The 25,025-nt window shown below is 58.6% G+C and carries 17 protein-coding genes; 10 read left to right on the top strand and 7 right to left on the bottom strand.

Features of this window, described 5'->3' with window-relative positions; translation table 11 throughout:
• The first annotated feature begins 51 nt into the window (after positions 1 to 51).
• Both HF257_RS19780 and HF257_RS19775 read left to right on the top strand, forming a co-directional pair.
• The gene (locus HF257_RS19780; protein WP_185706258.1) at positions 52 to 1,701 is read left to right on the top strand and encodes a VRR-NUC domain-containing protein; all 1,650 of its coding nucleotides are present in this window, start codon (positions 52 to 54) and stop codon (positions 1,699 to 1,701) included.
• Complete coding sequence (locus HF257_RS19775; RefSeq protein ID WP_185706256.1) at positions 1,698 to 3,953, top strand: ATP-dependent DNA helicase; 2,256 nt, start codon at positions 1,698 to 1,700, stop codon at positions 3,951 to 3,953. The genes HF257_RS19780 and HF257_RS19775 overlap by 4 nt, the downstream gene beginning before the upstream one ends.
• Here HF257_RS19775 and HF257_RS19770 read toward each other — a convergent pair.
• Positions 3,946 to 5,520, bottom strand: coding sequence for a hypothetical protein (locus HF257_RS19770; protein WP_185706254.1), 1,575 nt, complete (start codon positions 5,518 to 5,520; stop codon positions 3,946 to 3,948). The two genes, HF257_RS19775 and HF257_RS19770, sit on opposite strands and share 8 nt — an antisense overlap.
• Positions 5,521 to 5,742: 222 nt before the next feature.
• On the opposite strand from HF257_RS19770, the gene HF257_RS19765 reads away from it, so the two are divergent.
• A complete protein-coding gene (locus HF257_RS19765; protein ID WP_185706252.1) occupies positions 5,743 to 10,617 on the top strand; it encodes a hypothetical protein in 4,875 nt (1,624 codons plus the stop codon).
• Between the two features lie 122 nt (positions 10,618 to 10,739).
• Positions 10,740 to 11,687 carry an alpha/beta fold hydrolase gene (locus HF257_RS19760; RefSeq protein ID WP_185706250.1) on the top strand — a complete coding sequence of 316 codons (948 nt, stop codon included), beginning with the start codon at positions 10,740 to 10,742 and terminating at the stop codon, positions 11,685 to 11,687.
• Here HF257_RS19760 and HF257_RS19755 read toward each other — a convergent pair.
• On the bottom strand, positions 11,644 to 13,110 hold the full coding sequence (locus HF257_RS19755; RefSeq protein ID WP_185706248.1) for a sensor histidine kinase: 1,467 nt from the start codon (positions 13,108 to 13,110) through the stop codon (positions 11,644 to 11,646). The genes HF257_RS19760 and HF257_RS19755 overlap by 44 nt on opposite strands.
• Entirely contained in the window at positions 13,107 to 13,817 is a 711-nt protein-coding gene (locus HF257_RS19750) for a response regulator transcription factor (protein WP_185706246.1), read from the bottom strand. Before HF257_RS19750 ends, HF257_RS19755 begins: the two co-directional genes overlap by 4 nt.
• Before the next feature lie 256 nt (positions 13,818 to 14,073).
• On the opposite strand from HF257_RS19750, the gene msrB reads away from it, so the two are divergent.
• From msrB to msrA, 3 genes are read left to right on the top strand one after another with little or no spacing between them, the layout of a single operon-like run.
• Entirely contained in the window at positions 14,074 to 14,574 is a 501-nt protein-coding gene (gene msrB, locus HF257_RS19745) for a peptide-methionine (R)-S-oxide reductase MsrB (RefSeq protein ID WP_185706244.1), read from the top strand.
• Positions 14,575 to 14,609: 35 nt separating this feature from the next.
• Positions 14,610 to 16,313 (top strand): cytochrome c biogenesis protein DipZ, encoded by a 1,704-nt coding sequence (locus tag HF257_RS19740; RefSeq protein WP_185706242.1) that lies wholly within the window; start codon positions 14,610 to 14,612, stop codon positions 16,311 to 16,313.
• A gap of 54 nt (positions 16,314 to 16,367) precedes the next feature.
• Positions 16,368 to 17,063, top strand: coding sequence for a peptide-methionine (S)-S-oxide reductase MsrA (gene msrA / locus HF257_RS19735; protein WP_185706240.1), 696 nt, complete (start codon positions 16,368 to 16,370; stop codon positions 17,061 to 17,063).
• Positions 17,064 to 17,177: 114 nt separating this feature from the next.
• Here the strand turns inward: msrA and HF257_RS19730 are convergent, their stop codons facing one another.
• Positions 17,178 to 18,128 carry an alpha-E domain-containing protein gene (locus HF257_RS19730; protein ID WP_185706238.1) on the bottom strand — a complete coding sequence of 317 codons (951 nt, stop codon included), beginning with the start codon at positions 18,126 to 18,128 and terminating at the stop codon, positions 17,178 to 17,180.
• Positions 18,129 to 18,130: 2 nt separating this feature from the next.
• Positions 18,131 to 19,540 carry a circularly permuted type 2 ATP-grasp protein gene (locus HF257_RS19725; protein WP_185706236.1) on the bottom strand — a complete coding sequence of 470 codons (1,410 nt, stop codon included), beginning with the start codon at positions 19,538 to 19,540 and terminating at the stop codon, positions 18,131 to 18,133.
• A gap of 385 nt (positions 19,541 to 19,925) precedes the next feature.
• Here HF257_RS19725 and HF257_RS19720 point away from each other — a divergent pair, with 385 nt between their 5' ends.
• Positions 19,926 to 20,471, top strand: a complete 546-nt coding sequence (locus tag HF257_RS19720; protein ID WP_185706234.1) for a hypothetical protein — start codon at positions 19,926 to 19,928, stop codon at positions 20,469 to 20,471.
• Between the two features lie 10 nt (positions 20,472 to 20,481).
• Positions 20,482 to 20,619, top strand: a complete 138-nt coding sequence (locus HF257_RS19715; RefSeq protein WP_185706232.1) for a hypothetical protein — start codon at positions 20,482 to 20,484, stop codon at positions 20,617 to 20,619.
• Here HF257_RS19715 and HF257_RS19710 read toward each other — a convergent pair.
• Together HF257_RS19710 and HF257_RS19705 are read right to left on the bottom strand one after the other, a co-directional pair.
• A complete protein-coding gene (locus tag HF257_RS19710) occupies positions 20,610 to 21,197 on the bottom strand; it encodes a hypothetical protein (protein WP_185706230.1) in 588 nt (195 codons plus the stop codon). The two genes, HF257_RS19715 and HF257_RS19710, sit on opposite strands and share 10 nt — an antisense overlap.
• Positions 21,169 to 24,525, bottom strand: coding sequence for a hypothetical protein (locus HF257_RS19705; protein ID WP_185706228.1), 3,357 nt, complete (start codon positions 24,523 to 24,525; stop codon positions 21,169 to 21,171). The genes HF257_RS19710 and HF257_RS19705 overlap by 29 nt, the downstream gene beginning before the upstream one ends.
• 233 nt (positions 24,526 to 24,758) lie before the next feature.
• Between HF257_RS19705 and HF257_RS19700 the strand changes: the two genes are divergently transcribed.
• Complete coding sequence (locus tag HF257_RS19700) at positions 24,759 to 24,971, top strand: hypothetical protein (RefSeq protein WP_185706226.1); 213 nt, start codon at positions 24,759 to 24,761, stop codon at positions 24,969 to 24,971.
• Positions 24,972 to 25,025 lie beyond the last annotated feature (54 nt).

The raw sequence follows: 25,025 nt of genomic DNA, 5'->3' as shown, positions 1-25,025 counted from the left end.
GCTAGGTGGCGGCACTCTGTATGCATAACCAGTATTTGATCACCGTGCGCCATGGCCAATCCCCTCGACGACCCGCTCTATTACCTGCATAACTTCCGCCAGGTCCTGCATTGGCTGGGGCAACGCTATGCCGATTTGCTTGACGCAGACGAAGCACATTTCATTCAGCAATTTGACAGCTTGCCGCAAGCTTCCCAGGCGTTGTTGGTGCGCATGGTGATGCGCAAAGGTGTGCACTTTCGTGCGGGCAAGCTCAATTATGTGGAGATCGGCTGTACGCATGCCGCCGCAGGGCCGCTGTTGGAATTGGGTTGGGTGCTGGACCAATCCCCGCTGGCGTTTGAAGAGCTGTTCGGCTTGCTGCAAAAGGCAGAGGTTTTCAGTGCATTCAAGCCGTGGATCGAGCAGCCCAAGGGCAACAAAACCGATTGGTTTGAAGGCTTGGCGGCGCAATTCACCGAAAGCCGCAGCTTTTCTGGTTGGTGTCCCGAGCTCGCCGATACGCTCTACAGCCTCAGCGTGATGGAGCTGTGCGACCGTTTGCGGCTGATGTTTTTCGGCAACCTGCATCAGGATTGGTCCGAGTTCGTACTGGCCGACCTGGGCATCTACACCTACGAAAAAGTCGAGTTCTGCGCCGAGTCCCGTGGCTTGCGCAGCCGTGATGACGTGCACGGCTTTCTATTCCTGCATCAGTGCCAGCAGGCCTTCGAGGCCGGCGAAGCGTTGGAGGCCGTGCTGGCCGATATCGCAACACTCAGCACCGACAACCCTTGGTTGGAAAAACGCCGCGCCAAGCTGTTGTTCCAGGTGGGGCAGTATTGCGAGCGCATCGCCGAATTAGACCTGGCGCAGCAGATCTACCGCACCTGTGCATACCCCGGCGCACGTTCACGGCTGATCCGCGTACTGGAACGCCAAGAGGATTTCGCCCAGGCCATGATGTTGGCAAGCCAAGCGCAACACGCGCCGGAAAGTGCCGCCGAGCAGCAACACTTGCTGCGGGTCCTGCCGCGACTGCGCCGAAAACTCGGCGAGCCGGCGCTGCCCAAGGTCAAGCCCCGCCCCGTTACCCGCTTAGATCTGGACCTTGCACTGCCGGACCCTTTGATGTCGGTGGAGTACTGCGTGCAGGCGCACCTGAGTGAGCCGGATGGGCCTGTGCATTACGTGGAAAACGGCCTGATCAACTCGCTGTTTGGCCTGCTGTGCTGGGAGGTGATTTTCGCGCCGTTGCCGGGTTCGTTTTTCCACCCATTCCAGCGTGGCCCGGCGGACCTGCAAAGTGAAGACTTCCATCAGCGCCGTGCGCCGTTGTTCGCCGCGTGCTTCGAGCAACTGCAGGATGAGCGCTACAAGGCCACTGTCCGCCAGCGTTACCTGGACAAATGGGGCATACAGTCGCCGTTCGTGTTCTGGAACCTGCTCAGTGAAGAACTGCTGGACCAGGCCTTGGAATGTTTGCCCGCCGAACACCTGCGCTACTGGTTCGAACGCTTGCTGCTGGACATCCGCGCCAACCGCGCCGGCATGCCAGACCTGATCCAGTTCTGGCCGGCGCAAAAGACCTACCGCATGATCGAAGTCAAGGGCCCCGGCGACCGCCTGCAAGACAACCAACTGCGCTGGCTGGAGTTCTGCGGTGAGTATCAGATGCCAGTCACGGTCTGCTACGTGCGCTGGGCGGAGCAAACGGCTTGAGTTACAGCGTGGCCGTGCGGGCGCTGTGTGAGTTCACCGCCAAGGTTGGCGACCTTGACCTGCGCTTTACCCCGTCGCCCAGTGCCCAGGAAGGCATTGCCGGTCATCGTACCGTGGCCTCGCGCCGCAGCCAGCATTACCAGAACGAAGTGGCACTGGAGGGCGAATACCAGCAACTCAAGGTGCGGGGCAGGGCGGACGGTTACGACCCGGACGCCAATCGCCTGGAAGAAGTGAAAACCTATCGCGGCGACTTGGACGCCCAACCCGCCAACCACCGGCAACTGCACTGGGCCCAGGTCAAGGTGTATGGCTGGTTGATGTGCCAGAAGCTCGGCCTTGCGGAGATCAACCTGGCGTTGGTGTACTTCGATATCGTTGGCGAAGGCGAAACCTTACTTAGCCAACACTTCCAGGCCATTGAGCTGGAAGTGTTCTTCAACCAGCAATGCATGCTGTTCCTGGGCTGGGCCCAACGGGAGATGCAGCACCGCGAAGCGCGTAACAGCGCCGCACAGACCCTGGCCTTCCCTCATGCCGATTTCCGTACCGGCCAGCGCGTCCTTGCCGAGTCGGTGTACAAGGCCGTCAGCACCGGCCGCTGCCTGATGGCCCAAGCCCCCACGGGCATTGGTAAAACCATCGGCACGATCTTCCCGTTGCTCAAGGCCTTGGCGCCCCAGCAACTGGACAAGGTGTTCTTCCTCACCGCCAAGACCCCTGGGCGCAAGCTCGCCCTGGATGCGGCCCAGGTGCTGTACGCCAATAATCAAGACCTGTCGTTGCGGGTATTAGAACTGGTGGCCCGGGACAAAGCCTGTGAACACCTGGACAAAGCCTGCCACGGTGATTCCTGCCCATTGGCCAAGGGCTTCTACGACCGCCTGCCCGCCGCGCGCATCGCGGCGTCCCAGGTGCGCCTGCTGGACCAGCGCAACCTACGGGATGTGGCCTTGGCCCACGACATCTGCCCCTATTACCTCAGTCAGGAAATGGCCCGCTGGGCCGACCTGGTAGTCGCCGACTACAACTACTATTTCGACTTCGGTGCCATGCTGTTCGGCCTGGCCCAGCTCAACCAATGGCGCGTCGCCGTGCTGGTGGACGAAGCCCACAACCTGGTGGAGCGCGCCCGTTCGATGTACAGCGCGAGCCTCGACCAGTACCACCTCAAGACCCTGCGTGACACTGCGCCAGAGTCGTTGAAGAAGCCGCTGCAGCGCCTGAACCGTGAATGGAACGCGCAGCACAAAGACCAGGTTGCGCCTTACCAGGCCTACGCCGCCCGGCCAGAGAAGCTGCTGCAAGCCCTGAGCCTGTGCACCAGCGCCATGGGCGAGCACTTTAACGATCACCCCGAAGCATTGAGCGGTGACCTGCAAACCTTTTACTTTGATGCACTGCAGTTCGCCAAGGTCGCTGAGCTATTCAACGAACACTTCATCTTCGATATCAGCAAGCGCCAACTCAGCGGTAAACGCAGCAGTTCGACCCTGTGCCTGCGCAACGTGGTGCCCGCCGAATTTATCCGCCCACGCTTGACCGCTGCTCGCAGCAGCGTGTTGTTTTCCGCAACGTTAAGCCCACGTCACTACTACGCCGACCTGCTGGGGTTGCCACAGGACACGGCGTGGATCGATGTGGAGTCGCCATTCAAGGCCGAGCAATTGCACGTGCGTATCGTCGGTGAAATCTCGACGCGCTTTACCCATCGCAGTGCCTCACTTGAACCCATCGTCGAGTTGATCGCTGACCAGTTCGCCAAAAAGCCGGGTAACTACCTGGCGTTTTTTTCAAGCTTTGATTACCTACAACAGGTGGCGCAATTGCTCGCCGAACAATACCCGCATATCCCGCTGTGGCAGCAATCACGCGGCATGCGCGAAGCCGAGCGCCAAGCGTTTCTCGATCAGTTCACCCAACACAGCCAGGGCGTGGGGTTTGCGGTGTTGGGCGGGGCGTTTGGCGAGGGGATCGACTTGCCGGGCAGTCGCTTGATCGGCGCGTTCATCGCCACGTTGGGGCTGCCACAACTGAACCCGGTCAATGAGCAGATGAAACTGCGCATGGGCGCCATTTTTGGCGCGGGGTACGACTACACCTATCTGTACCCCGGTATTCAAAAGGTCGTGCAGGCGGCGGGGAGGGTGATCCGCAGCCAGCACGATCGTGGGGTGGTCATGTTGATTGATGACCGGTTTGGGGCGCCGCGGGTGCGGCAGTTGTTGCCGAAGTGGTGGGCACTCAGCTGATAGTCACCACGCGACGTAACGACTCGTTGAGGTCGATGGCACGCGCCTTGGTGAAACCGGTGGAGATCACGTAGTACAGCTCCAGGCTATAGCCCTTGAACATCTGCAACTGTGCCCGCTCGATCACGCGTCTCACAGGCGCGCCGGGAGGGATAGAGGGCCCGACAACCTGTGTGTCAATGTGCACGATGACGTCGTTGAGCGCCCGCACATATCGCAGGATCAGCGAGATCCTGTCGGTTGACTGGCGCCAGGGGTAGTAGGGGATAGATGCAATGACATGCGCGGGGTTATCCCCGATATGGTCAGTGGGGTAACCCTCGATAAAAGGCGCCTCCAGTCGAACAATGCTGCCTTTGACCTGCGCGGTGGTCTTTTTAGAGTAGATCTCGAAGGGCGCAGTGCCCCTGCGCAAGACGAAGCTGGTATCAATTCGCCCTTCAGCCGCCGCACGTACATCCAAGTAGTCGAAAAACGCAGAGTACGGCCTGCCGGGTGTTGTGATGGGAACAAACTTGTGAACCTCCTTTACCCCACCTTTGGGCGGGTAGAACCGGCACGTGACGTCATAAATACTGTCCTTGAGGCCGATGCTTGAGGGGGTGAACATTTGCAGTTCAAGAGGCCGTTCGTCCAGCACTTCAAGATCGACGTAACCCAGCGGTCCCGCGTTGACGAGGGCAGGGCCGTCGAGCCTTGAGGTATCAAGTGCAACTTTGACGAATATGCTTGCCGAGCCGGGAGTGGATACGTTGCCCACGATGTCGATGGCTTCGAACCACACTTGAAAGTGATCACTGTCGCCGCCGTCGACAATGTCCTGATAGGTCACGTTGATCACCGTTGGGTTGACGACGCCCGCGACCTGCTGGGTAATGATGACGTGCCCCCAATGAAGAATAATCTGGTCCAGCGGGTTCAGGTTCTTGTAAGGCTGGACGGTGACCTTAATGCTATGGGCGTTGCCTGGGGTAATCGTAGTCTCCGATACGCTGAAATGAAGCCCGGAATGGCCTGGTTCAATTTGGTCATCGTCATCCCCAGCGGGGTAGTCGGTTTTTACATAAGTTTCCAGTGCATACGAGATGTCGTACTCGCTCCCACCCTGATAATTTACAACGTAAACCAAGGCATGCGGTCCGTCGGGGAGGTCCTTCTGATCAGCCGCGAAGAAATAATAATTGTGTGTTTCTTCGCCGGGCTCTAGCTTTTTGATAGCGAGTAGCTCAACGGTCGTGGGGTTGATCAGTTTACCCACGGTGATCACATCGCCAGGTTTTGCATTCCAATTCTTGTCCACCTGGATCGTCATGCCAAATGCAAATAGCCACGCCGGAATGCCGGCGTCGTAGCCATCAATGCCTTCAGTCATGCCGGGAATGTAGAGGCGGTCGAGGTTTTTCGGGTTTTTCTTGGGCTTGAGCTTCAGTAGGTTTTTGGCTGTCGTAGCCTTTTTGGGGGGAGCTGCTGATTTGGGCTTGGCAGTGGTTTTAAGCGGGACCTTTGTTTTGACCGATGCAGGCTTTGCGGTCGCCTTGGCTACGGCGGGTGTCTTTTTGGCTGTCATGACGGGTCTCCTGATAGGTGTCGCTGCTGCCCTGCCACTATCAGATACCGTAAAAAAATGGATGGCTACTGTCAGAGTTGACAGGTACCGATCAATAGCGGTCAGCCATGCCAGAGCGTGAAAACCGTTCGTCGCCACCTGTCAACTCTGACAGTAGCTAAGACACAACGCTCAGGCGTTTGATAGGCCAAGCCTCTGTAAAGCTGCCTAAGGACACTTGTCATGGCCAAGAAGAAAGCGCCGAAAGCCCCTTTGCTACCACCAATATTCATCCCCGACATGGAGCCCGTTTTCGAGGGTGATACCGAAGGCGCGGCGGGTGGGATTGGCCTGCGTAATGTCGAAAGCCCACTGGTGGTCTACCTCATCAACCCCAAGGATGGCGTCGGGGCAGGCAGCATTGCCACGCTCTATTGGACCAACCGAAATGTACCTGTGGCGTCCACCCCGATTCGTGAGGAGGATACAGACCAGGCACTCATCCCCCTCACGGTCCCACAGCACAATGTGGTCGAGTTTTGGGCTAATCCGGTTTATGCCAAGTTGAGGCGTAGCGGCGGTGGCAATACATCTGAAACCGAGGAGATCAAAGTACGCGTGCGTTTGAATCGACCCGGTGGCGACCCCGGGCCGGGGCCCGGTCACAAGGGGTTGATGTACGAGATTCCACCGGGGGTGGTGCTTAACGGTGTGAGCGAAGCCGTTGCACAGGCCGGTGTCAAAATCACTGTTCGGTATTGGCAGTACATGCGCCCTTATGACTTGATTCGGCTGGTGTGGGGCTCCCGCACGGTTGAACACCGCGTCCTGCCTGGGGAGGAGGGGCGAGATATTGTCGTCAACGTTGACTATGAGACGATCAAGGCGGCTGGCAACAACCCCCTGACTCGCGTCGCTTATCAGGTACGCGACGCGGGGGGCAACCTCCCGGCAGAAGGAGCGCGCTGGTCGGTTTCAGCCTGGATTGACGTACATCTCAGCGAGGTACGGCCAGAGGCACCCTGGCTGGCGTATCCGGACACCCACCCCAATCGTATCGATTTGTCCGAGCTGGGCAGTTGGGACGTGGAGGTTCAGATTTGGGTCACCAGCGCCGAGACAGGTGCATTCTCCCATGTGACGCTCATCTGGGACGGCAAAGACAGCGAAGGAAACCCGATTCCGCATACCGCTATCAAGCCATTGGTTGGCCCGGGTCTTTATACGTTCACAGTCGACAATGCCCTGGTCGAAGCTATTGCTGATGGAACCGCCAGCGTACATGCGCTGTACCAGCGTGCAGGCGGTGAGCAACCTTCGCAAAAACTCTATCTGGACATTTTCGGCCAAGTCATCAGATGGCCCGCGCCGAAGATCCGGGAAGACCTGGGCGGTCACCTCGACCCAGCGTTCAATGCCACTGTTTACTTTCCGCTACAAGAGAGCTGGTCCAAGGATGGTCTTATTGAAGTCGTTTTCCGGGTCAGCAGCCCGGATAACAGTATCGAATTTCGGATGGGACGCGAAGTTGATGACGTTGCGCCTACGCCGGCCGGGGAACTGGAGTTCACGGTGCCCGAAACTGAAGTCAAACGGTTTGAGGGCCACCTGGTTGATGTGTTTTATGCATTCACCCGAAAAGGCAGCCACAAGCCTCAGGAGTCCCTGCGCCTGCAAATAGTGGTAGGCGTGCTTGTACGCACCATGCCTGTGCCCATTATCGCCAAGGCCATTGCAGGGCAATTGAACCCGGATGACATCACCGATTACGCCAAGGTGTTTTCGACCTATACCGAGACGCTGCGCAGTGACTGGATCAGGATGTTCTGGATTGGCCGTCGTGCACGAACTGAAGTGCCGGTGCAGGTCGCCGTCAGTGGCACCACCACTGAACACGATATTGATAAGTCCTATTTGACCAACAATCTTAACGAAACGGTGGCCGTGTTCTATTCGTTGAAGCGTGGCACAGAGTTGCCGCGCTATTCACAAATCACCGAGTTGTTGATCAGTCGGACCCTGAGCGATTTGCTGGCACCGACTTTGTTGGGCGCGGACGTCACCGGTCCAAATACCGCCGAGCTGGAACCGCTCAAGGTACAAACGGGCACTCAGCTTGTGGTGACTTACACGGGCATGCGCGATGAGGACTCCATCAAGGTGACCGTGGTCGGTACCAGCAATGGTGGCTCGCCGGACATCCCTGCCAAGTTCGGTAACCAGACCGTGGGGATGGTGGAGTTTGATTTCACTGCCCAGGCCATCGCCGCCAATATTCGCAGCCAGGCCACCACTTTGAAGTTTCATTACGTGGTGACCCGTGCAGGCACGCCAAAGACCTCGGCGACATTAACGGTAACGGTAAAGCCGATACCGATGGCCGAATTGGCGAAGACGGTTATCAAACTCAATGAAGCCAACGCCACCACCAAAGTGTTAGACCTGAGTACTTTTACGGGCAACGCTACCGCCCATGTGGGGATTTGGCCATTTATCTTCAATACCCGGCCTGTTTGGTTGAGATTCCTGGGCAAAACCGCCAGTAACGTTACGCATGATCATCTGTTGTTCAATGGAGCTGGCAGTTCAGCCGTCAATTCAAATTGGATTTCCACAGGGAAAATTGAATGGCCGCTCCCGCGTACCTATCTGGAGGAGCTGGGGAATAACACAACGTTGATGGTCGAGTTGAAGGCAGCCTTCAGTGCCAGCAAAGTGGAGGCAGAGGCGGTTGCGTTCCCACTCGTGCAATACACGGTCAACACCATCCAAATGCCCGTTGAGTTTCCCGTGCCGAAGCTGACCCCGGCAACGGTCACCGGTGCAACCACGGCGACACTGGCACCTTTGAACGCACAAGCCGGAGGCACGGTCTCGGTACAATTCACACCGATGTACACCACCGACAAGATCAAGGTCACGATGGTTGGCACCGCCGGTGCCGGGTCGCCGGTAATTGCCGAGAAGAACGGTTTGGCCAGCGGCGTGCAGACTTTTGATATTCCCAAGACCGCTATAGCCGCGAATATTGGCAATGCGAACAAGACGTTCACGTTGAAGTATGACGTGACGCGTAACGGTGTGACACGAGCTTCGACAGTATTGACGGTGACGGTGACGCCGATTCCCCAGGCAGAGCTGTTAAAAACCGTTATGCAGATTCTTCAGGCCAACCAGGCCACCAAGGTATTGGACCTAAGCACAGTGACGGCGGGGGCCACGACTCGTGTCGGTGTCTGGCCATTTATCACCTCCACTTTTCCGGTATGGCTCAAGCTGACCGGGCAGAAAAATGATGGAACCGCCATTACACCTATCGTGGTTTGGAACGGAGCCGGCGGGGCAGCGGTGAATCCAAACTGGATTGCTGCCGGGTTCTTGGATGGAACCATTGCGTATAACAGCCTGAAAGACTTGGGCCATGGTAAGAAACTGACCATGGCGTTCAAGGCCGCGATGAGTACCAGCAAAGTGGAAGCCGACGCGATCGTCTTTCCGGAGGTGGAGTACACCATTGATAGTCTACCGGCACAGTTTCCCGTGCCGAAGCTGACCCCGGCAACGGTCACTGGTGCAACCACTGCGACAATGGCACCTTTGGACGCACAAGCCGGAGGCACGGCCTCGGTAGCATTCACACCGATGTACACCACCGACAAGATCAAGGTCACGATGGTTGGCACCGCCGGTGCCGGGTCGCCGGTAATTGCCGAGAAGAACGGTTTGGCCAGCGGCGTGCAGACTTTTGATATTCCCAAGACCGCTATAGCCGCGAATATTGGCAATGCGAACAAGACGTTCACACTTAAATATGAGGTGACCCGTGGCGGTGTAACTCGCCCATCGGCGACCTTGACGGTGACGGTGACGCCGATTCCTGTGACTGAATTGCAAAAGACAGTTCTGCGCATCAATCAGGCTAATCAGACTACGAAAATTCTGGATTTGAGCGCAGTGACCTCCGGAGGAACACTGCATGTGGGATCCTGGCCATTTATTGCCCAGTCTCAGCCGGTAGCCATGGTGCTCAGTGGTTTCAAGGAGAACAATGCTGTCCATAATCGCACGGTTTGGACGCTGCCCAATAACGCGGTGACAGCGGGCTGGTTCAATAACGGATTTTATGAGGAGCTTATTCCTGCAAGTTACTTCAGTGAGTTGGGCCGCAATAAAACCCTGAGCCTACTGTTTAAGGTGTCGCTGAATGGCACCACCGTGGAGGCAAATGCAATTACCTTAACGGCAGTAAACTACACCATCGCGGATACACGACCTCCGAGTTTGTCGATTGCGCCCACGGTCAATGAGGCCGATCCCTATAACAATGCGTTGAGCTTACTTAAACCTATCAACGGGGTGACCGTTGTTGTACCGCACTATGCGGGAATGTGGGTGGGGGACGATATTACTTTAGTCTGGGGCGGTGGCAGCACGGGATCTCAGGGGGAAAAGGTTACAAGTTTGGGAGCGCAGTCAATTTCAGTCCCTCAGTCGGTGATTACTCAGAGCATCGGAAAAACGTTGAATTTTTCCTATAACGTAAAACGCGACGGTGGCACCGTCGCATCGCCCGCGTCTCCAACGTTGTCGATTGCCGTTCAAAATCCGATTCTAACCGGTACGGTAAGGTTTTCTTCCGGCACAACTAGCTATTATAAAGTTACACCCACCTCAACCCAGGTTTCGGTCCCTTCCGGTACGCCAAATAATACGGTGGTGGCCCAAACTAACCAATTGGCGGCGAGCGCTGAAACTAGAGGAACAGGAACCAATTGGAATATGGGTAACGTGAACTTGATTGGACCCCAGCCCAGTACGGCGTCGAATATTTTCCCAACAAATGTAAAAGGGATAGGTATGCGATTTGTTAGGTACACCATCCCTACGAACTCGTCTGATTACTTCAATGGTGGAGGCTTAGGCCCTAACACGAATGGAGAAGCATCCAATGGTGTTAATCCGCTGCAGCGCAGAATGCATGTAGAGTTCATAAAAGTTGGGCCTGTTACCTCTGGCACTATCGCCGCGGGGTACATAATGCAGCGCGTGGCCGGCAGCAATAGACTTCATTTTCTGGGTGTTCAACTGATGAGTGCGATTACCTTTACAGCGACCTGAGCGGGAAGAAAAACGTTCCGACCAGACGACCCTGATGAACAGACATTCCGTAAAGCAATGGAGGTGGTTCAAGCACAATCAAGCCATCATGCTGAACACAGAGGCCTAAATCAGGAGCCATGATGGATGTGATTCGACAACTGCAGCTTATGGTTAACGGCATTTCCCTAAGCGTGCACACCGCTGGCCCCGAGGCCGGCCCACCTCTTTGGTTACTACACGGCTTCCCCGAATGCTGGCATTCCTGGCGCGAACAAATCCCGGCATTGGCCCAGGCAGGCTACCGGGTATTGGCCCCAGAGATGCGCGGTTACGGTCAATCCAGTTCGCCACCTGCCGTGGGCGATTATGACCTGCTGACGCTTTGCGCCGACATCCAGGCCGCCATGGACCAATTGGGCCACCGTCGGGTGACCATGGTGGGGCATGACTGGGGAGCCGTAGTGGCTTGGCACCTAGCGCTGCTTGAGCCCGACCGCGTCGCCTTATTGGTAACCATGTCGGTGCCGTTCGCCGGAAGGGCACGGCGGCCAGTGATCGAGATCATGCGCGAGCTGTACGCGGATCGCTTCAACTACATTCTGTACTTCCAGGAACAAGGCGTGGCCGAGCAGGAGTTGGACGCCGACATCGAACGCACCCTGCGGCTGTTCATGCAGGATCAGGATGTATTCCTGCAACACAAACCGGCCAGCGCAACCTTGCTTGAAGGCGTTGCGCCGCCGGGCGAACTGCCCGATTGGTGTACGCAGCAGGATCTGGACGTGTATGTACAGACCTTTACCGAACACGGTTTTCGCGGGCCGTTGAACTGGTACCGCAACTTCGAACGCAATTGGCAACACACCGAGTTCCTTGCCGGCAAGCAAGTGCTGCAACCCACGTTGTTCCTGATTGGCGACCGCGACCCGGTGGGCGTGTTTGAAGCCCACACCCTCAAGCGCATGCCCCACTCAGTGCCCAACCTGGAGCAGCATGTGTTGGCCAACTGCGGTCACTGGATCCAGAACGAGCAAGGTGCACAGGTCAACGCGTTGTTGCTCGACTTTCTAGCGAGAACGCAAACGTAGCACCGCGCCCAGGGCGATCAACCAACTCAATACTGCGCCCGTGCAATTGCAGGATGCGATGCACGATACGCAAGCCCAGGCCACCGTCGCGCCGTGCACCGCCGATGGTGAAGGCGCGCAGGAACAAGCCTTCGCGCAGCTCGGCATCGATGCCCGGGCCGCTGTCGCTGACCGTGACGGTCACGCCATCCGTACCGGGCGACAGGATGACTTCAACCTCGCCACTCATCGGCGTATGGCGCAAGGCGTTGTCCAGCAAGTTGGTCAGCACCCGCTCAATCAACCCCAAGTCGGCATACACCGTCGGCACCTGTGGCGGCAGGGTAGCGGTGAGGGTAATGACGCGAGCCTCGGCGGCCAGTTCGAACTTTTGAAACACATCCTGCACCAGGTCCGGCAATGAAAACCCTTCGATCACCGGCTGCACAAAACCGTGTTCCAGCCGCACCAATTCCAGCAGCGACTGCGCCAACCCACCTACCTTGCGGCTCTGGTCCAGGGCGATGCCCAAGTAACGACGGCGTTCTTCAGGGCTCAGGCTCGAATCCTTGAGGGACAATGTTTCCAGATAGCCATGCAACGACGCCAATGGCGTGCGCAGGTCATGGGAAATATTCGCGACCATTTCCCGACGCTCCTGGTCCTGATGGGTGATGGCCCGCCATTGTTCGCCCAGGCGGTTTTCCATTTGCACGAAGGCGTGGTCGAGCACGGCGATTTCATCGCTGCTTTCGAGCTTGGGCGTGACCGCTTGCGCAGGTTTGGGCGCACCGTTGATATCGAACTGGCCGACCTTGTCGGTGAGTTGGCGCAGCGGGCGGGTGATCCAGGCAAAGGCAATGAGGCCGGCCATCAGGCAGAGCAGGGCGACCAGGCCGATGGACCACAGCGCGATTTTCAGCGCCATGCCGGTGGCGTCCTTGGCGTCATAGGCATCATGGGCTTCGCCCAGCAATACCACATACAGGAAACCGGTTTGCTGGCCGCCGGCCTTGAGTGGTGCGGCGCTGAAGACCTTACGCCCATCGACGCTGCGCGGGTCATCGCCGAGGATCGGCAGCATGGCGCCGCTGAGAAAACGCCGGATCGGTGCCAGGTCTACGTGATCACGCAGCAAGTGCCCGCTGGGCGCGGCATTGCCGACCACGCGGCCGTCGATATCAAGCAGGTACACCTCGACACTCGGGTTCACCAACATCAGTTGGCTGAACAGGTTGCGCACGGCATCAGGCTTGAGGCCATCGGCATCCATCAACTGAGTATCGCGGGCAATGTGCGCAGCCAGGTCGCGGGACAGGCCTTGTACCACCTCCAACTCGTGCATGCGGTTGGAGCGCACTTGCAGCCATGCCGAGGTGCCGCTGCAGATCACCAGCAACACGGCAAACACCACTGACAGGCGCTGGGTGAGGGTGAGCTTCATGGCGGGCTCTCGGCAAACTTGTAGCCACGGCCCCACACCGTGAGGATGCGCGCCGGGTTGGCCGGGTCGGCTTCAACCTTGGCGCGCAGGCGGTTGATATGGGTGTTTACCGTGTGCTCATAACCTTCATGGCTGTAGCCCCACACCGCGTTGAGCAGGTCCATCCGCGAGAACACTTTGCCCGGCTGGCGGGCGAAGAAGTACAGCAGGTCGAATTCACGTGGGGTGAGGTCCAGGCGTTGGCCTTGCAGCGTGGCGTCGCGGGTCAGCGGGTTGATGAACAGTTGGCCGAGGTCGAGGCTGCCGGCGTCCATCTTTAGGTTGCGTGCCATGGCGTCCACCCGGCGCAGCAGCGCTTTGACCCGCGCCACCAGTTCGGGCATGGAGAAGGGTTTGGCCAGGTAATCGTCGGCCCCGAGTTCCAGGCCGAGGATGCGGTGCATTTCGCTGGAGCGGGCGCTGGTAATGATGATGGGCGTGTAGCGTGCCATGGCGCGGGCATGGCGGCAGATCTCCAGGCCATCGACGCCGGGCAGCATCAGGTCGAGGATCAGCGCGTCCCAACCGCCTTGCTCCAGCAGGCGCAAGCCTTCGCTGCCGTCGGCGCTGTGCACCACCTCGAAGTGTTCGTCGCGCAGGTGCAGGCAGATCAAGTCGGCAATGTGGGCGTCGTCCTCGACCACCAGGACTCGTTTGGGCTGATCCATGTAAGAGAAACCTTCGCTTGTGGTTCGCGCATTGTGCGGGTTTTGCAACAGTGTAGTTATCACGAATTGTTTAACTCTGCGTGAGGATTCCGCGACCGTACAGGGCTCAGGATGGCGCCATTGCTGCGGTTGTAGTGAGCGGGCTTGCCCCGCGCTGGAGTGCGCAGCGCTCCCAGATTTTTGGGGCCGCTACGCAGCCCAGCGCGGGGCGAGCCCGCTCACTACAAGAGCGCGGTCAAGCATCGAGGAGAAACACATGTACTCACGTCGACAACTACTGCTAGCCGGTGGTGGCCTGGGTGTCGCGGTCCTGGCCGGTGGCCTGCTCAAGCAGCTCGACCTGGTCAGCGACGCCGACGCCGCTGAAACCTTCGAGGTCAACCACACCGACGCCGAATGGCGCAGCCTGTTGACCGCCGAGCAATACGCCATCCTGCGCGAGGAGGGCACCGAACGGCCCTACAGCAGCACGCTCAACGACGAACACCGCGCCGGCTTGTTTGCCTGTGCCGGGTGTGCGTTACCGCTGTTTTCCTCAAGCACCAAGTTCAACAGCCACACCGGCTGGCCGAGTTTCTGGCAGCCGTTGGACAACGCCGTCGCCAGCCACACCGACACCTCCTATGGCGTGGTGCGCAAGGAAATCCACTGCCGCCGTTGCGGCGGTCACCAAGGGCACGTGTTCGACGACGGCCCGCAGCCCACCGGCCTACGCTATTGCATGAATGGCGCGGCCATGACGTTTACGGCGGCATAAGCCGATGTCTTTTCATTCGTATAAGGTTCGATCCCATGTGGCTCCTGGTTCTCGCGTATCTGGGCGGCGTGCTGACAATCGTCAGCCCGTGCATCCTGCCTGTTCTGCCTTTTGTCTTCGCTCGCACCGGGCAGCCGTTTTTGCGCAGTGGCTTGCCGCTGTTAGCGGGGATGGCGGTGACATTTGCCCTAGTGGCCACGCTGGCGGCGGTGGGCGGCGGTTGGGTGGTGCAGGTCAATCAATACGGGCGCTGGCTCGCGTTGCTGTGCGTTGCCCTGTTCGGCTTAACGCTATTGTTTCCACAACTGTCGGAACGCCTGACCCGTCCCCTGGTGGCCGCCGGCAGTCGCCTCTCGGAAGCCGCCGGGGCCGACGCCAAGCCGCGTCCGGGCGCTTCGTTCCTCATCGGCGTGGCCACCGGGTTGCTGTGGGCACCGTGCGCCGGGCCCATCCTGGGGCTGGTGTTGACCGGTGCCGCGCTGCAGGGCGCCAGCATCGGTACTACCTTGCTCCTGCTGGCGTACGCCGCCGGGGCTGCCACCTCCCTGGCTCTGGCGCTGTTGGTCGGCGGTAAAGTCTTTGGTGTGATGAAAAAATCCCTCGGCGCCGGTGAATGGCTGCGCCGCGGCTTGGGTGCATTGATGCTGGCCGGTGTGGCGGCAATCGCCTTGGGCCTGGACACCGGCGTGTTGTCGCGGCTGTCGACGGCTTCGACCGGTGGCCTGGAGCAAAGCCTGGTGGATCGCCTGAGCGCCAAGCCGGCCCAGCAGGGTGGGGCGATGATGATGGCCGCCAACCATGGCAGTGACACGCTGCCGATCGAAGGTGCGTTGCCGCCGCTGGACGGTGCCGTGCAATGGCTCAACAGCCCGCCACTGACTGCCGAAGCGCTCAAGGGCAAGGTCGTGCTGGTGGATTTCTGGACCTACTCCTGCATCAACTGCTTGCGCACGCTGCCCTACGTCAAAGCCTGGGCCGAGAAGTACCGTGACCAGGGCCTGGTAGTGATTGGCGTACACGCGCCGGAATTCGCCTTTGAACGGGACGTGAACAACGTCACCAAGGCCATGAAGGATCTTGGGATCACCTACCCGGTAGCCATCGACAACAACTACAAGATCTGGCGCGCGTTCAACAACCAATACTGGCCGGCCCATTACTTTGCCGACGCCAAGGGCCAGATTCGTTATCACCATTTTGGTGAAGGCGATTACGCCGAGTCGGAGCGCGTTATCCAGCAATTGTTGCGTGAGGCCGGCGCTAAAAATGTGGCGGGCGGGTTGATCGAAGCGGACGCCAAGGGCGTGCAACAGGCACCGGACCTGAACGAGGTGCAGTCGCCGGAAACCTACCTGGGCTTGCAACGTGCCGAAAACTTCGTCAAGTCCGGCCCCCTGGCCCTGAATAACTGGACCCTGGAGGGCCAATGGAATGTGGGTGGCCAGCAAGTCACCCTGGACCAGGCCGGTGGGCGCATCGTCTACCGCTTTCATGCGCGTGACCTGCACCTGGTACTGGGGCCTGGCGCAGACGGCAAGCCGGTGCGTTTCAAGGTAACGATTGACGGCCAGGCACCGGGCGACGCCCACGGTACGGATGTGGCACCGGATGGCAGTGGCACGGTGACTGAGCAGCGCTTGTATCAGCTGGTGCGCCAGTCGGGTGCCGTGCAGGACCGCACGTTCACCATCGAATTCCTCGACCCCAACGTGGCGGCCTACGCCTTCACCTTTGGCTAACCCATTTCTGAATTGATAACCCAATCAGTGTGGGAGCGTTCTGGAGTGATATCGATGAAACTGCTCAAAATGTTATCCGTGCTTGCGTTGACCGCGTTCATTGGCCAAGCCCACGCCTTCTCCTTCGGCCCTTCCGACGACGCCGTGGTGATCGCCCCCCCGGCGCTGGACCTGCCCGCCACCCCGGGCAACCTGCAAACCGCGGTATTCGCCGGCGGTTGCTTCTGGGGCGTTCAAGGTGTGTTCCAACACGTGCAGGGCGTGAAAAACGCCGTCTCCGGCTATGACGGTGGCGCGGCGAATACCGCCCAATATGAATCGGTCAGCGCAGGCGATACCGGCCACGCCGAGTCGGTTTCCGTCACCTACGACCCCAGCAAGATCAGCTACGGCAAACTGTTGCAGATCTACTTCTCAGTCGCCCACAACCCCACCGAACTCAACCGCCAAGGCCCGGACACCGGCACCCAGTACCGCTCGGCGATCTTTGCGCAGAATGCGGATCAGCAAAAAGTCGCCCAGGCCTATATCGCCCAGTTGGACGCCGCCAAGTCGTTCGATAAACCCATCGTGACCCGGATCGAAATGGGCAAGTCGTTCTACCCAGCGGAGTCTTACCATCAGGACTTCCTGACCGAGAACCCGTCCTATCCGTACATCGTGATCAATGACCTGCCTAAAGTGGCACAGCTTAAAAAGTTGTTTCCCGATCAATACCGCGCTGAGCCGGTGCTGGTGAAACACCAATAACCCATGTGGGAGCGGGCTTGCTCGCGAATGCGGTAAATCAGCCAATGAATCTATTGACTGACACACTGCATTCGCGAGCAAGCCCGCTCCCACATTTTTGGTTCTCTGTGTGGCTTAAATCACTTCCAGGTAAGAGCTGTGTATCGCCCGTGCCAGTTCACGCACGGTGTCGATAAAGTCCGTGAGGCGACTGTGCAAGCCATCCTCAAGAATCTCATCAATCCCCGTGTACCGCAGCCGCGCCTCGAATTCGGCGGCCAGGCGTTGCGCTGCGCGGCCATAACTGCCGGGAAGATCCGACAGGATATGGCTCAGTTCCTCGATACACGCATGCAACGAACGCGGTACATCGCTGCGCAACAGGAGTAACTCGGACACCGAGCGTGCGTTCAATGCATTGGGGTATAGCTCGGTATACGCTTCGAACGACGACAGCGCACGGAGCAGGGCGCTCCACTGGTAGTAACCGCGTGCCGACAAGTCGCTGACTTCTTCCGACTCCTCGCCAAACATCTCGTAGCGTGCATCCAGCAGGCGCAGCGTGTTGTCTGCGCGCTCGACGAAGGTGCCCAGGCGGATAAACCGATAGGCGTCATTACGCATGATGGTGCCGGAGGTCGCGCCGCGGAACAGGTGTGAACGCTGCTTGACCCAATCGCAGAAGTGACTGATGCCATGCCGCGCCAGGCCGCCGGCGGCGATGCTGCGCATTTCCAGCCAGGTCGCGTTAAGGTTCTCCCACATATCGGCAGTGATGCGTCCGCGTACCGCGTGGGCATTGCCCCGGGCGGCACGCAGGCAGTTGTAGATGCTGGCCGGGTTTTCTTCGTCGAGGGCGAAGAAGTGCAGCATGCGTTCAGCGTCCAGTTGCTTATGGCGTTCCAGGTAGCTGTCCAGGGTGCCGCTGCTGAGCAACGACATTGCCAGTTCGTCCAGCCCATCACTGCGCCCGGCCTGGGGCATCAGCGACAGCGAGTAGCTGACTTCAAGCATGCGCGCCAGGTTTTCAGCGCGCTCCAGGTAACGGGACATCCAGTACAGATCTGCGGCGGTTCTACTCAACATGCTCAGCCCTCCACCACCCAGGTGTCCTTGGTTCCGCCGCCTTGCGACGAGTTGACGATCAACGAGCCTTCCTTCAAGGCCACGCGGGTAAGGCCACCAGGCACCAATCTGGTTTCCTTGCCCGAGAGTACAAAGGGCCGCAGGTCGATATGCCGGGGCGCGATGCCGTTTTCGACAAAGGTCGGGCAGGTGGACAGGCTCAGCGTGGGCTGGGCGATATACGCATGGGGGCGCGCTTTGATGCGTTGGCGGAAGTCCTCGATCTCGGCGGCGGTTGAGGCCGGCCCCACCAGCATGCCGTAGCCACCGGAGCCCTGGGTTTCCTTGACCACCAGCTCCGGCAAGTGCGCCAGTACGTGGGACAGCTCATCGGGTTTGCGGCATTGGAAGGTCGGCACGTTTTGCAGCACCGGCTCTTCGTCCAGGTAGAAGCGGATCATTTCCGGCACATAGGGGTAGATGGATTTGTCGTCGGCCACGCCGGTGCCAATGGCATTGGCCAGCACCACGTTGCCCGCACAGTAAGCCGCGACCAAGCCTGGTACGCCGAGCATCGACTCCGGGTTAAAGGCCTTGGGGTCGAGGAAGGCGTCGTCGATACGCCGGTAAATCACGTCCACCGGTTTTGGCCCGTCGGTGGTGCGCATGAATACCTTGAGGTCATGCACGAACAGGTCGGCGCCTTCCACCAGTTCCACGCCCATTTCCCGGGCGAGGAACGCATGTTCGAAGAATGCACTGTTGAAGCGGCCAGGGGTCAGCACCACCACGTTGGGGTTGTCCAGGCGGCTGGAGCTTTTAAGCGTCTTGAGCAGCAGGTTGGGGTAGTGGTCCACCGGCGCAATGCGCTGTTTGGCGAATACCTCGGGGAACAGGCGCATCATCATCTTGCGGTCTTCGAGCATGTAGCTCACGCCGCTGGGGGTGCGCAGGTTGTCTTCAAGCACGTAGTAGGTGCCGTCGCCATCGCGTACCAGGTCCACGCCGGAAATATGCGAGTAGATGTCGCGGTGAAGGTCCAGGCCGACCATTGCCTTTTGATAGCCCTCGTTGCCCAGGACCTGATCTGCCGGAATGATCCCGGCCTTGATGATGCGTTGGTCGTGGTAGATATCGGCAAGAAACATGTTCAGCGCATTCACGCGCTGGATGCAGCCGCGTTCGATCACGCTCCATTCACTGGCGGGGATGCTGCGGGGGATGATGTCGAAGGGGATCAGGCGCTCGGTGTCCTGTTCGTCGCCGTAGAGGGTGAAGGTGATTCCTGCGCGGTGGAACAGTAAATCGGCCTCGCGACGCCGTTGGGCCAGCAGTTCCGGCGGCGTATTCGCCAGCCAGCGGGAGAAATCCTGGTAGTGCGCACGGCACGCGCCGTTTGCGTCATTCATTTCATCAAAGAAAGATCGAGCCATTCCAGTACCTTGTCAGTGCCGAGGGACGCTTGGGTGGCACTGCCGTTTCAAAAAACGCATTTTTATAAGGCCGTGGCAGAGGGTGCCAACGGGCCTGGTCCTTACTTTCTTATGGGGTCGGCTCTGGGTCGGGGGGTAACGAATGCTCCTGTGTGCGGGCAGTGGTGAATGGATAAAGCAATGCCTGTGCCGAAACCTCTATTTTTGTAGTGAGCGGGCTTGCCCCGCGCTGGAGTGCGTAGCGCTCCTGTTTTTTGGGGCCGCTGCGCAGCCCAGCGCGGGGCAAGCCCGCTCACTACAATGCTCCGTATTGGTGCGAAAACTAACTGAACTTCACGCAACGCCGGTTCTTCTAACAGGACTCGACCTTCTGTGGAGCACCACCGTGCCCAGAATCATCTCGCCCCAAACCCCTGAGGCCGCCCTGACCGACCACAGCGAACATAACGCGAAGATCTTCGGCTCGCCCAAAGACCGCCTCGACTTCTATCGCCGTGAGATCCAATACGAAACCACCATCCTGGCCAACCGCACCGATGCCTACCTCACGGCGCAATCCTTCCTGGTGATCGCCTTTGTGTCTGGCATGGGCAACTTGAACCCGGAGTGGGGCAAGCTGTTCACGATGGTGGTGCCGGTGTTCCTGGTGCTGCTGGGCATTCTCAGCTCGCTGAACGCCTGGCCCGGCATCCGCGCGGCGTACGAAATCATCGACCACTGGCACTATAAACAGAGCGAATTGCTGCGTAGTGAACCGGTGATGGGGCTGGCCTACGATGACTCGCCGCTGTTCTGCGAGACCGAGTCTTCCCACAAGGGTTATCGCAAGTCGCTGCTATTCTCAATGCGTGCGCCGTGGCTGTTCATGGTGTTCTGGCTGTTGCTGGGGGCGTACGCGTTTTATATCCAGGTGGACAATCCGGGTTCATGAGGAGGTTGTCATGTCAGGTGCGGCGCAAGAAGAGCTGGAGGAAGAGCTCAACGATCCCGGCAATGAAGACCCTGGATCGCTGATGGACGATGCAGAGGTACCGCTGATCGAGGAGCCAGAGCCAGGGGAGCTGGACCCTCAAGAGTAATGGCGTGGGCGATAGTTGATACGGCCTGTTTTGAAGGATGGCAGCCCTTCCAAGGGCGTGACGTCGATGATGATTTTTTTGCCATGCTCCTTTAGCACATCATGGGGAGCGCCAGCCTTGAATTCCTTGCGAAGTCTCCAGTCCGCCATCCGTTGAATGTGCTGCGACTGGGCATTCGGAAACATACGGGCGGTCTCCTTCAACACTTCCATGCGATCCGCCGTAACGGCTGTCGAACCGTAGTTGAGCATCACTTCGCCCTCGAAGGCTTTGACGGGGCGCTTGATGAGTTTCTGGAAATCCTTGGCAAATGACTTGCTGATACCGTTTGCGCCGTAGCACACCAGCAGACGGACATTATCGAATTGCTCAGGCGACACACCTTCACTTTTCAATAGCGCCAGCAAGCCTTTGGCGTCGTAGGGCACATCGTCAATGTAAGCCTTGGTCCCGTTGAAGAGAAACAGGTTTCCGGGCCTGGGGGCATCGCCATGCACGGTAACATTCAGGCGTTTGGTGCCTTTGTAAGTGTCCTCGAAGGTATGGATCTCAGGGCCGATGAACTTCACGTTCTTCATGCGCCCCCCCATGCTCACCACATTGTCTTGTGACAACCCCGTATGCAGCAGGCTGTTTGCGTTGCTGGAAACAGGGCTTGAGTGTTCGGCAACGAAATTCTCCAGTGGCTTTCCATAGGCCTGCTTCGTGCGCGTCATAGGCGTACCAATGCTGGGAAGTCTCATCGAACTGAGCCATGGCCTTGCGTTCACTGATGCCCTGCGCGGACTTGAAGGTACCCTGTGCGATGTCGTGCCGTTTGATCACACCCAGTAAATCCACATGGCGTGCGGCTCCGCGCAGATAGTTGATGCCCTCGTGCACTGCACCCGCCATCTTGCGTGCGCCAGCCCATACGCCACGCGCAAGGTCATCGATACCGCTAACGGGGTTCAAGCTCCCAATGGCTGTGCGGCCAATAATCTTCGCCACCTGCGCAGCCTTGCCCAGTGCGGAAGCTCCGGTCATCGCGGCCTTGCCCGCTTTGGCCGCCGTTCCCACGCCGATCAGAAAGCCGAATATGTCCATGCCCAGGTCGTTGAGGCCTTCGGCCAAATCACCTTTTTGGAACTTGACGATCGATGACCGAAGGGGGATCAGGTTCAGGGCAAACTCCACCCCCGCTTCGTGGGTAGGTCGCTCCGTGTCAAAAGTGGTCAGCCCCTTGGCTTGTTTCTTCAGCGCAGGCAAGTCCAGGTCCTTGACGATTGCGTCAGCGATAAAGGCGGTTCGTTCACTGCTGAAACTGTTGGCAATTCCCGTGGCGGCATTGCGCTCATCGCTCACGCCGGGGGTATACGCCCCGTCAGGCGTAATGATCTCAAACGCTTTATAAGCGTGACGACCGCCCAGGTCTCGCTCTCCCGTGGGGAAGTCCCCCAAGTCCCGGCGCCTGATGATTTCGCCCTTTAAACGATTTATCTCGTAGGTGTGGACCTGACCGTTGCGCTGCGTCTTGACCAGCACACTGCCTTCAGCGGTGCGCGAACGCCTGGGCTGCTGGGTGTTGGTCTTAGCCAGGTCCATCTCCTTGGCAACGGTGATTTTGCCGTATTCCAGATTCTGGCGGTCCTCCAACGGTAGCGTTGAAATCAGATGCTTGATTTGAGTCTTGGTGACTTTCTCCACGTCTGTGGCGAAGGTTGAAAACGCACTGTCGAATGGCTGGGCGATATCGGGGAGTGTCTTGAGCGTTTTGAGTACCTCATTGACATTGACGGCAGTCGAGGAAGACACCCATATACTTTTTTTGGAGGTGACGTGCTGCGTATGCTCGTAGATAGCCTGGCTGGGCAGGCCTGCCATCAGGTGTGTCTGGCCGAATTGTTCTACGGCATGGGCCGGGCCTGGAAACTCAGCGGATAACGCGCGCCTGTCCACGTAAAGGTCCAGCACCGAATAAGGGCCAGGAAAGGTCCGGTAGGCCGGTTGCAACGTGATGCACTTGTTTTCGAACTGTGTTGGGTCCATCGCTGGCAGCGCTTTTTTCAGCGCTTCGAGTGCCAGGTTCCTGACCGTAGGAGGCGACGTCAGCGAAACGCTGGAAGCGTCACGCAGTTCCTTAATCTGCGCATCGAACGCAGTGCGCACGGCGTGCATCGCGTCGTCGGTCGCTGGCAGGCCCATGCCGTTGATCACCGCCCACTGCTTGAGCGCCGCATTCTGTGCAAGGTATTCGACTCGATGTTCCTGCGCCGTGACGGGCGCGATGCCAGCGTGAAGCATGACTTGCGCATAGCTCATCGTCGCAGTCGCGCCCGGCGCATTCGCTTCGATACGTTCCACGGCAGTGACAAAGCTGACCCAGGCGTGGGAGCCCACGACCACCACCGGCGGTATGTCCTTGACCAGAAACTCCGGGGCTCGGCTGGACAGCAGCAACGTGGCATAAAGGGCGGCCGATTGAGCGGTGCTGGCCTTGCCCTTCAATTGCAACGCGACGTGCAACTGCGCCACAACCGCTGAGGCGGTCTTGCCTGCGTTGTCGGGGGACATCAATGCAAACCCCTCGATGTCTGTGCGCGAGCCTGCGACAGCCGCGGGGATTGCTTCGTCCTTTGTCAGGCTCATGCTTGCCAGCAACCAATCATTGGCGGAGCCCTTGATCGACTGTGCTTGGAAATGAGCTTGAAGGGCGGCGCCGAGCGCTTTGCCCTTGGGCGACTTCAACAGGTTGTCGATCAGGTGGCGCGGGTCGCGCGCTTCGGACGCGGAAACTGGCCGTTTATCTAACAAATACTCAAGCACGTTCTTGAAGGCGCCGAAGTTGCTATCACCAACATTGCCTTGGTTGATAGCCGTCTGGAGTGCCTGAAAAACCGATGAGTCGATAGGCGCAGGCCACCCCAGTGCTCCCGAATAACTACCGTTTGCCGGCGCATGGGGGGTGGCCGTCATCAATGCGGTGGCGAGGTTGTTCAGCTGTTCCAGGTGGGTGGGGATGTCCAGTTGGTGGTCATCCAGATACTGCTTGAGGCTGACACGATTTGTTGTGTCAGCATTGTCCGGTTGATAGCTGCTATCGAAGGGTATTTTGACTTTGCGCTTCGTAAGCTCAGAGGCGATGTCGACACTGGCGCCTGTTGCCTCGACATGTTCAGACAGCTCTCGTAACTTGCCACCCACTCGGTATCGGCCATCGATATCAGCCAAGGCCGCATGGTGCTGTTCAAGCACTGTTTCACTGCGGCTCCTGTGCAACGCTTCATGACGCTGCATGGGTAGTTCGATAAACGCATTGTTGCGCGATAGCTCCGCTGTACGAGCGGCTATGGCGGCGCGAGTCGGTGTTTGTGGCTCTCTTTGAAAGTGTCTTACCACTTCAAGCGGCGCACGATTGCTCCGTGGGCTTAACGGCGGCTTCAAACTCGCGTCTGGGTTGCCCGCCGTGATGATTTTCGCGATTGCCATGACTTCACTACTTGCGGCAGCAAACTCCGGGTTATGGCGGCCCAGTGTGTGCACAACCTGCTTGGGATCACCTTTAAGCCGGAACGAAACTCTCCCCTTTCCCGGTGTGATCACCATCGAGTCAGGCTCTACGCCGGCTCGAGTCATCCACTGGCTGAACTTCGAGCCTTGGATTGCGCGGCCTAACAGCGACCAGCACTGGGAAAAGAGCGCTCTGGGAGGCAGCCCAACAACGTCGACCTGCGCGTCATGGACCGCGTTGCCCGTTGTTTTGAGCAGGGCCGTTCGATAGGCCGCCGCCAATTGGCTATCGGGGGCGTCAGATGACGACAGGGCATGGGTTGGCGGCGTGGTCGGTTGTCTCGCCTGCTTGGGCGCTAAGTTGGGAAGAGGGTTGGGCAGTTGTTGAACTGTGTGAGAAAGGTTGGCGGTCGTCATCGTTCAGGCACTCGTCAGTGACGCTCATAGGCAAATCGGAAGGTTTGATCTCTCCCTATTACTGATGCGTGTCTGAAATGCCGCACTTGATTCCATATTGGGGGTCGCACACGGTTGCTGGATATTGCCGGTACAGGCCATCAGGGTTTCTGAATAATTGGAACTTCACCGTTCTGCACGAGACCTTACTTAGACGCAGGAAGAGTTTTTCAGGAACAGCGAAGAGGTGACACATGAGCACAAAAGGCGACCCCCATACCAACGACCGCAATGACCCCGCCATCGATGCCGGTGAGCCGGCGCCAAGTACTGCCGCCGATGCACCCAAAGACCCAAAACCGGCCAGCGACCCCAAGGCTCGGGAAAACGACTACAGCCCCGACTTCAAGCCGGAGCCTGAGATCAAGACTGAAACGGATGCCGACATCGACACCCAGGGCGGTTAGAAGAGGTGTGTTCCATCCAGCGTGCAGCGTGCGGAACCCTTAATGTCCAACTCA

Source organism: Pseudomonas cremoris, from assembly GCF_014230465.1.
This window is presented reverse-complemented; position numbering and strand designations above follow the sequence as displayed.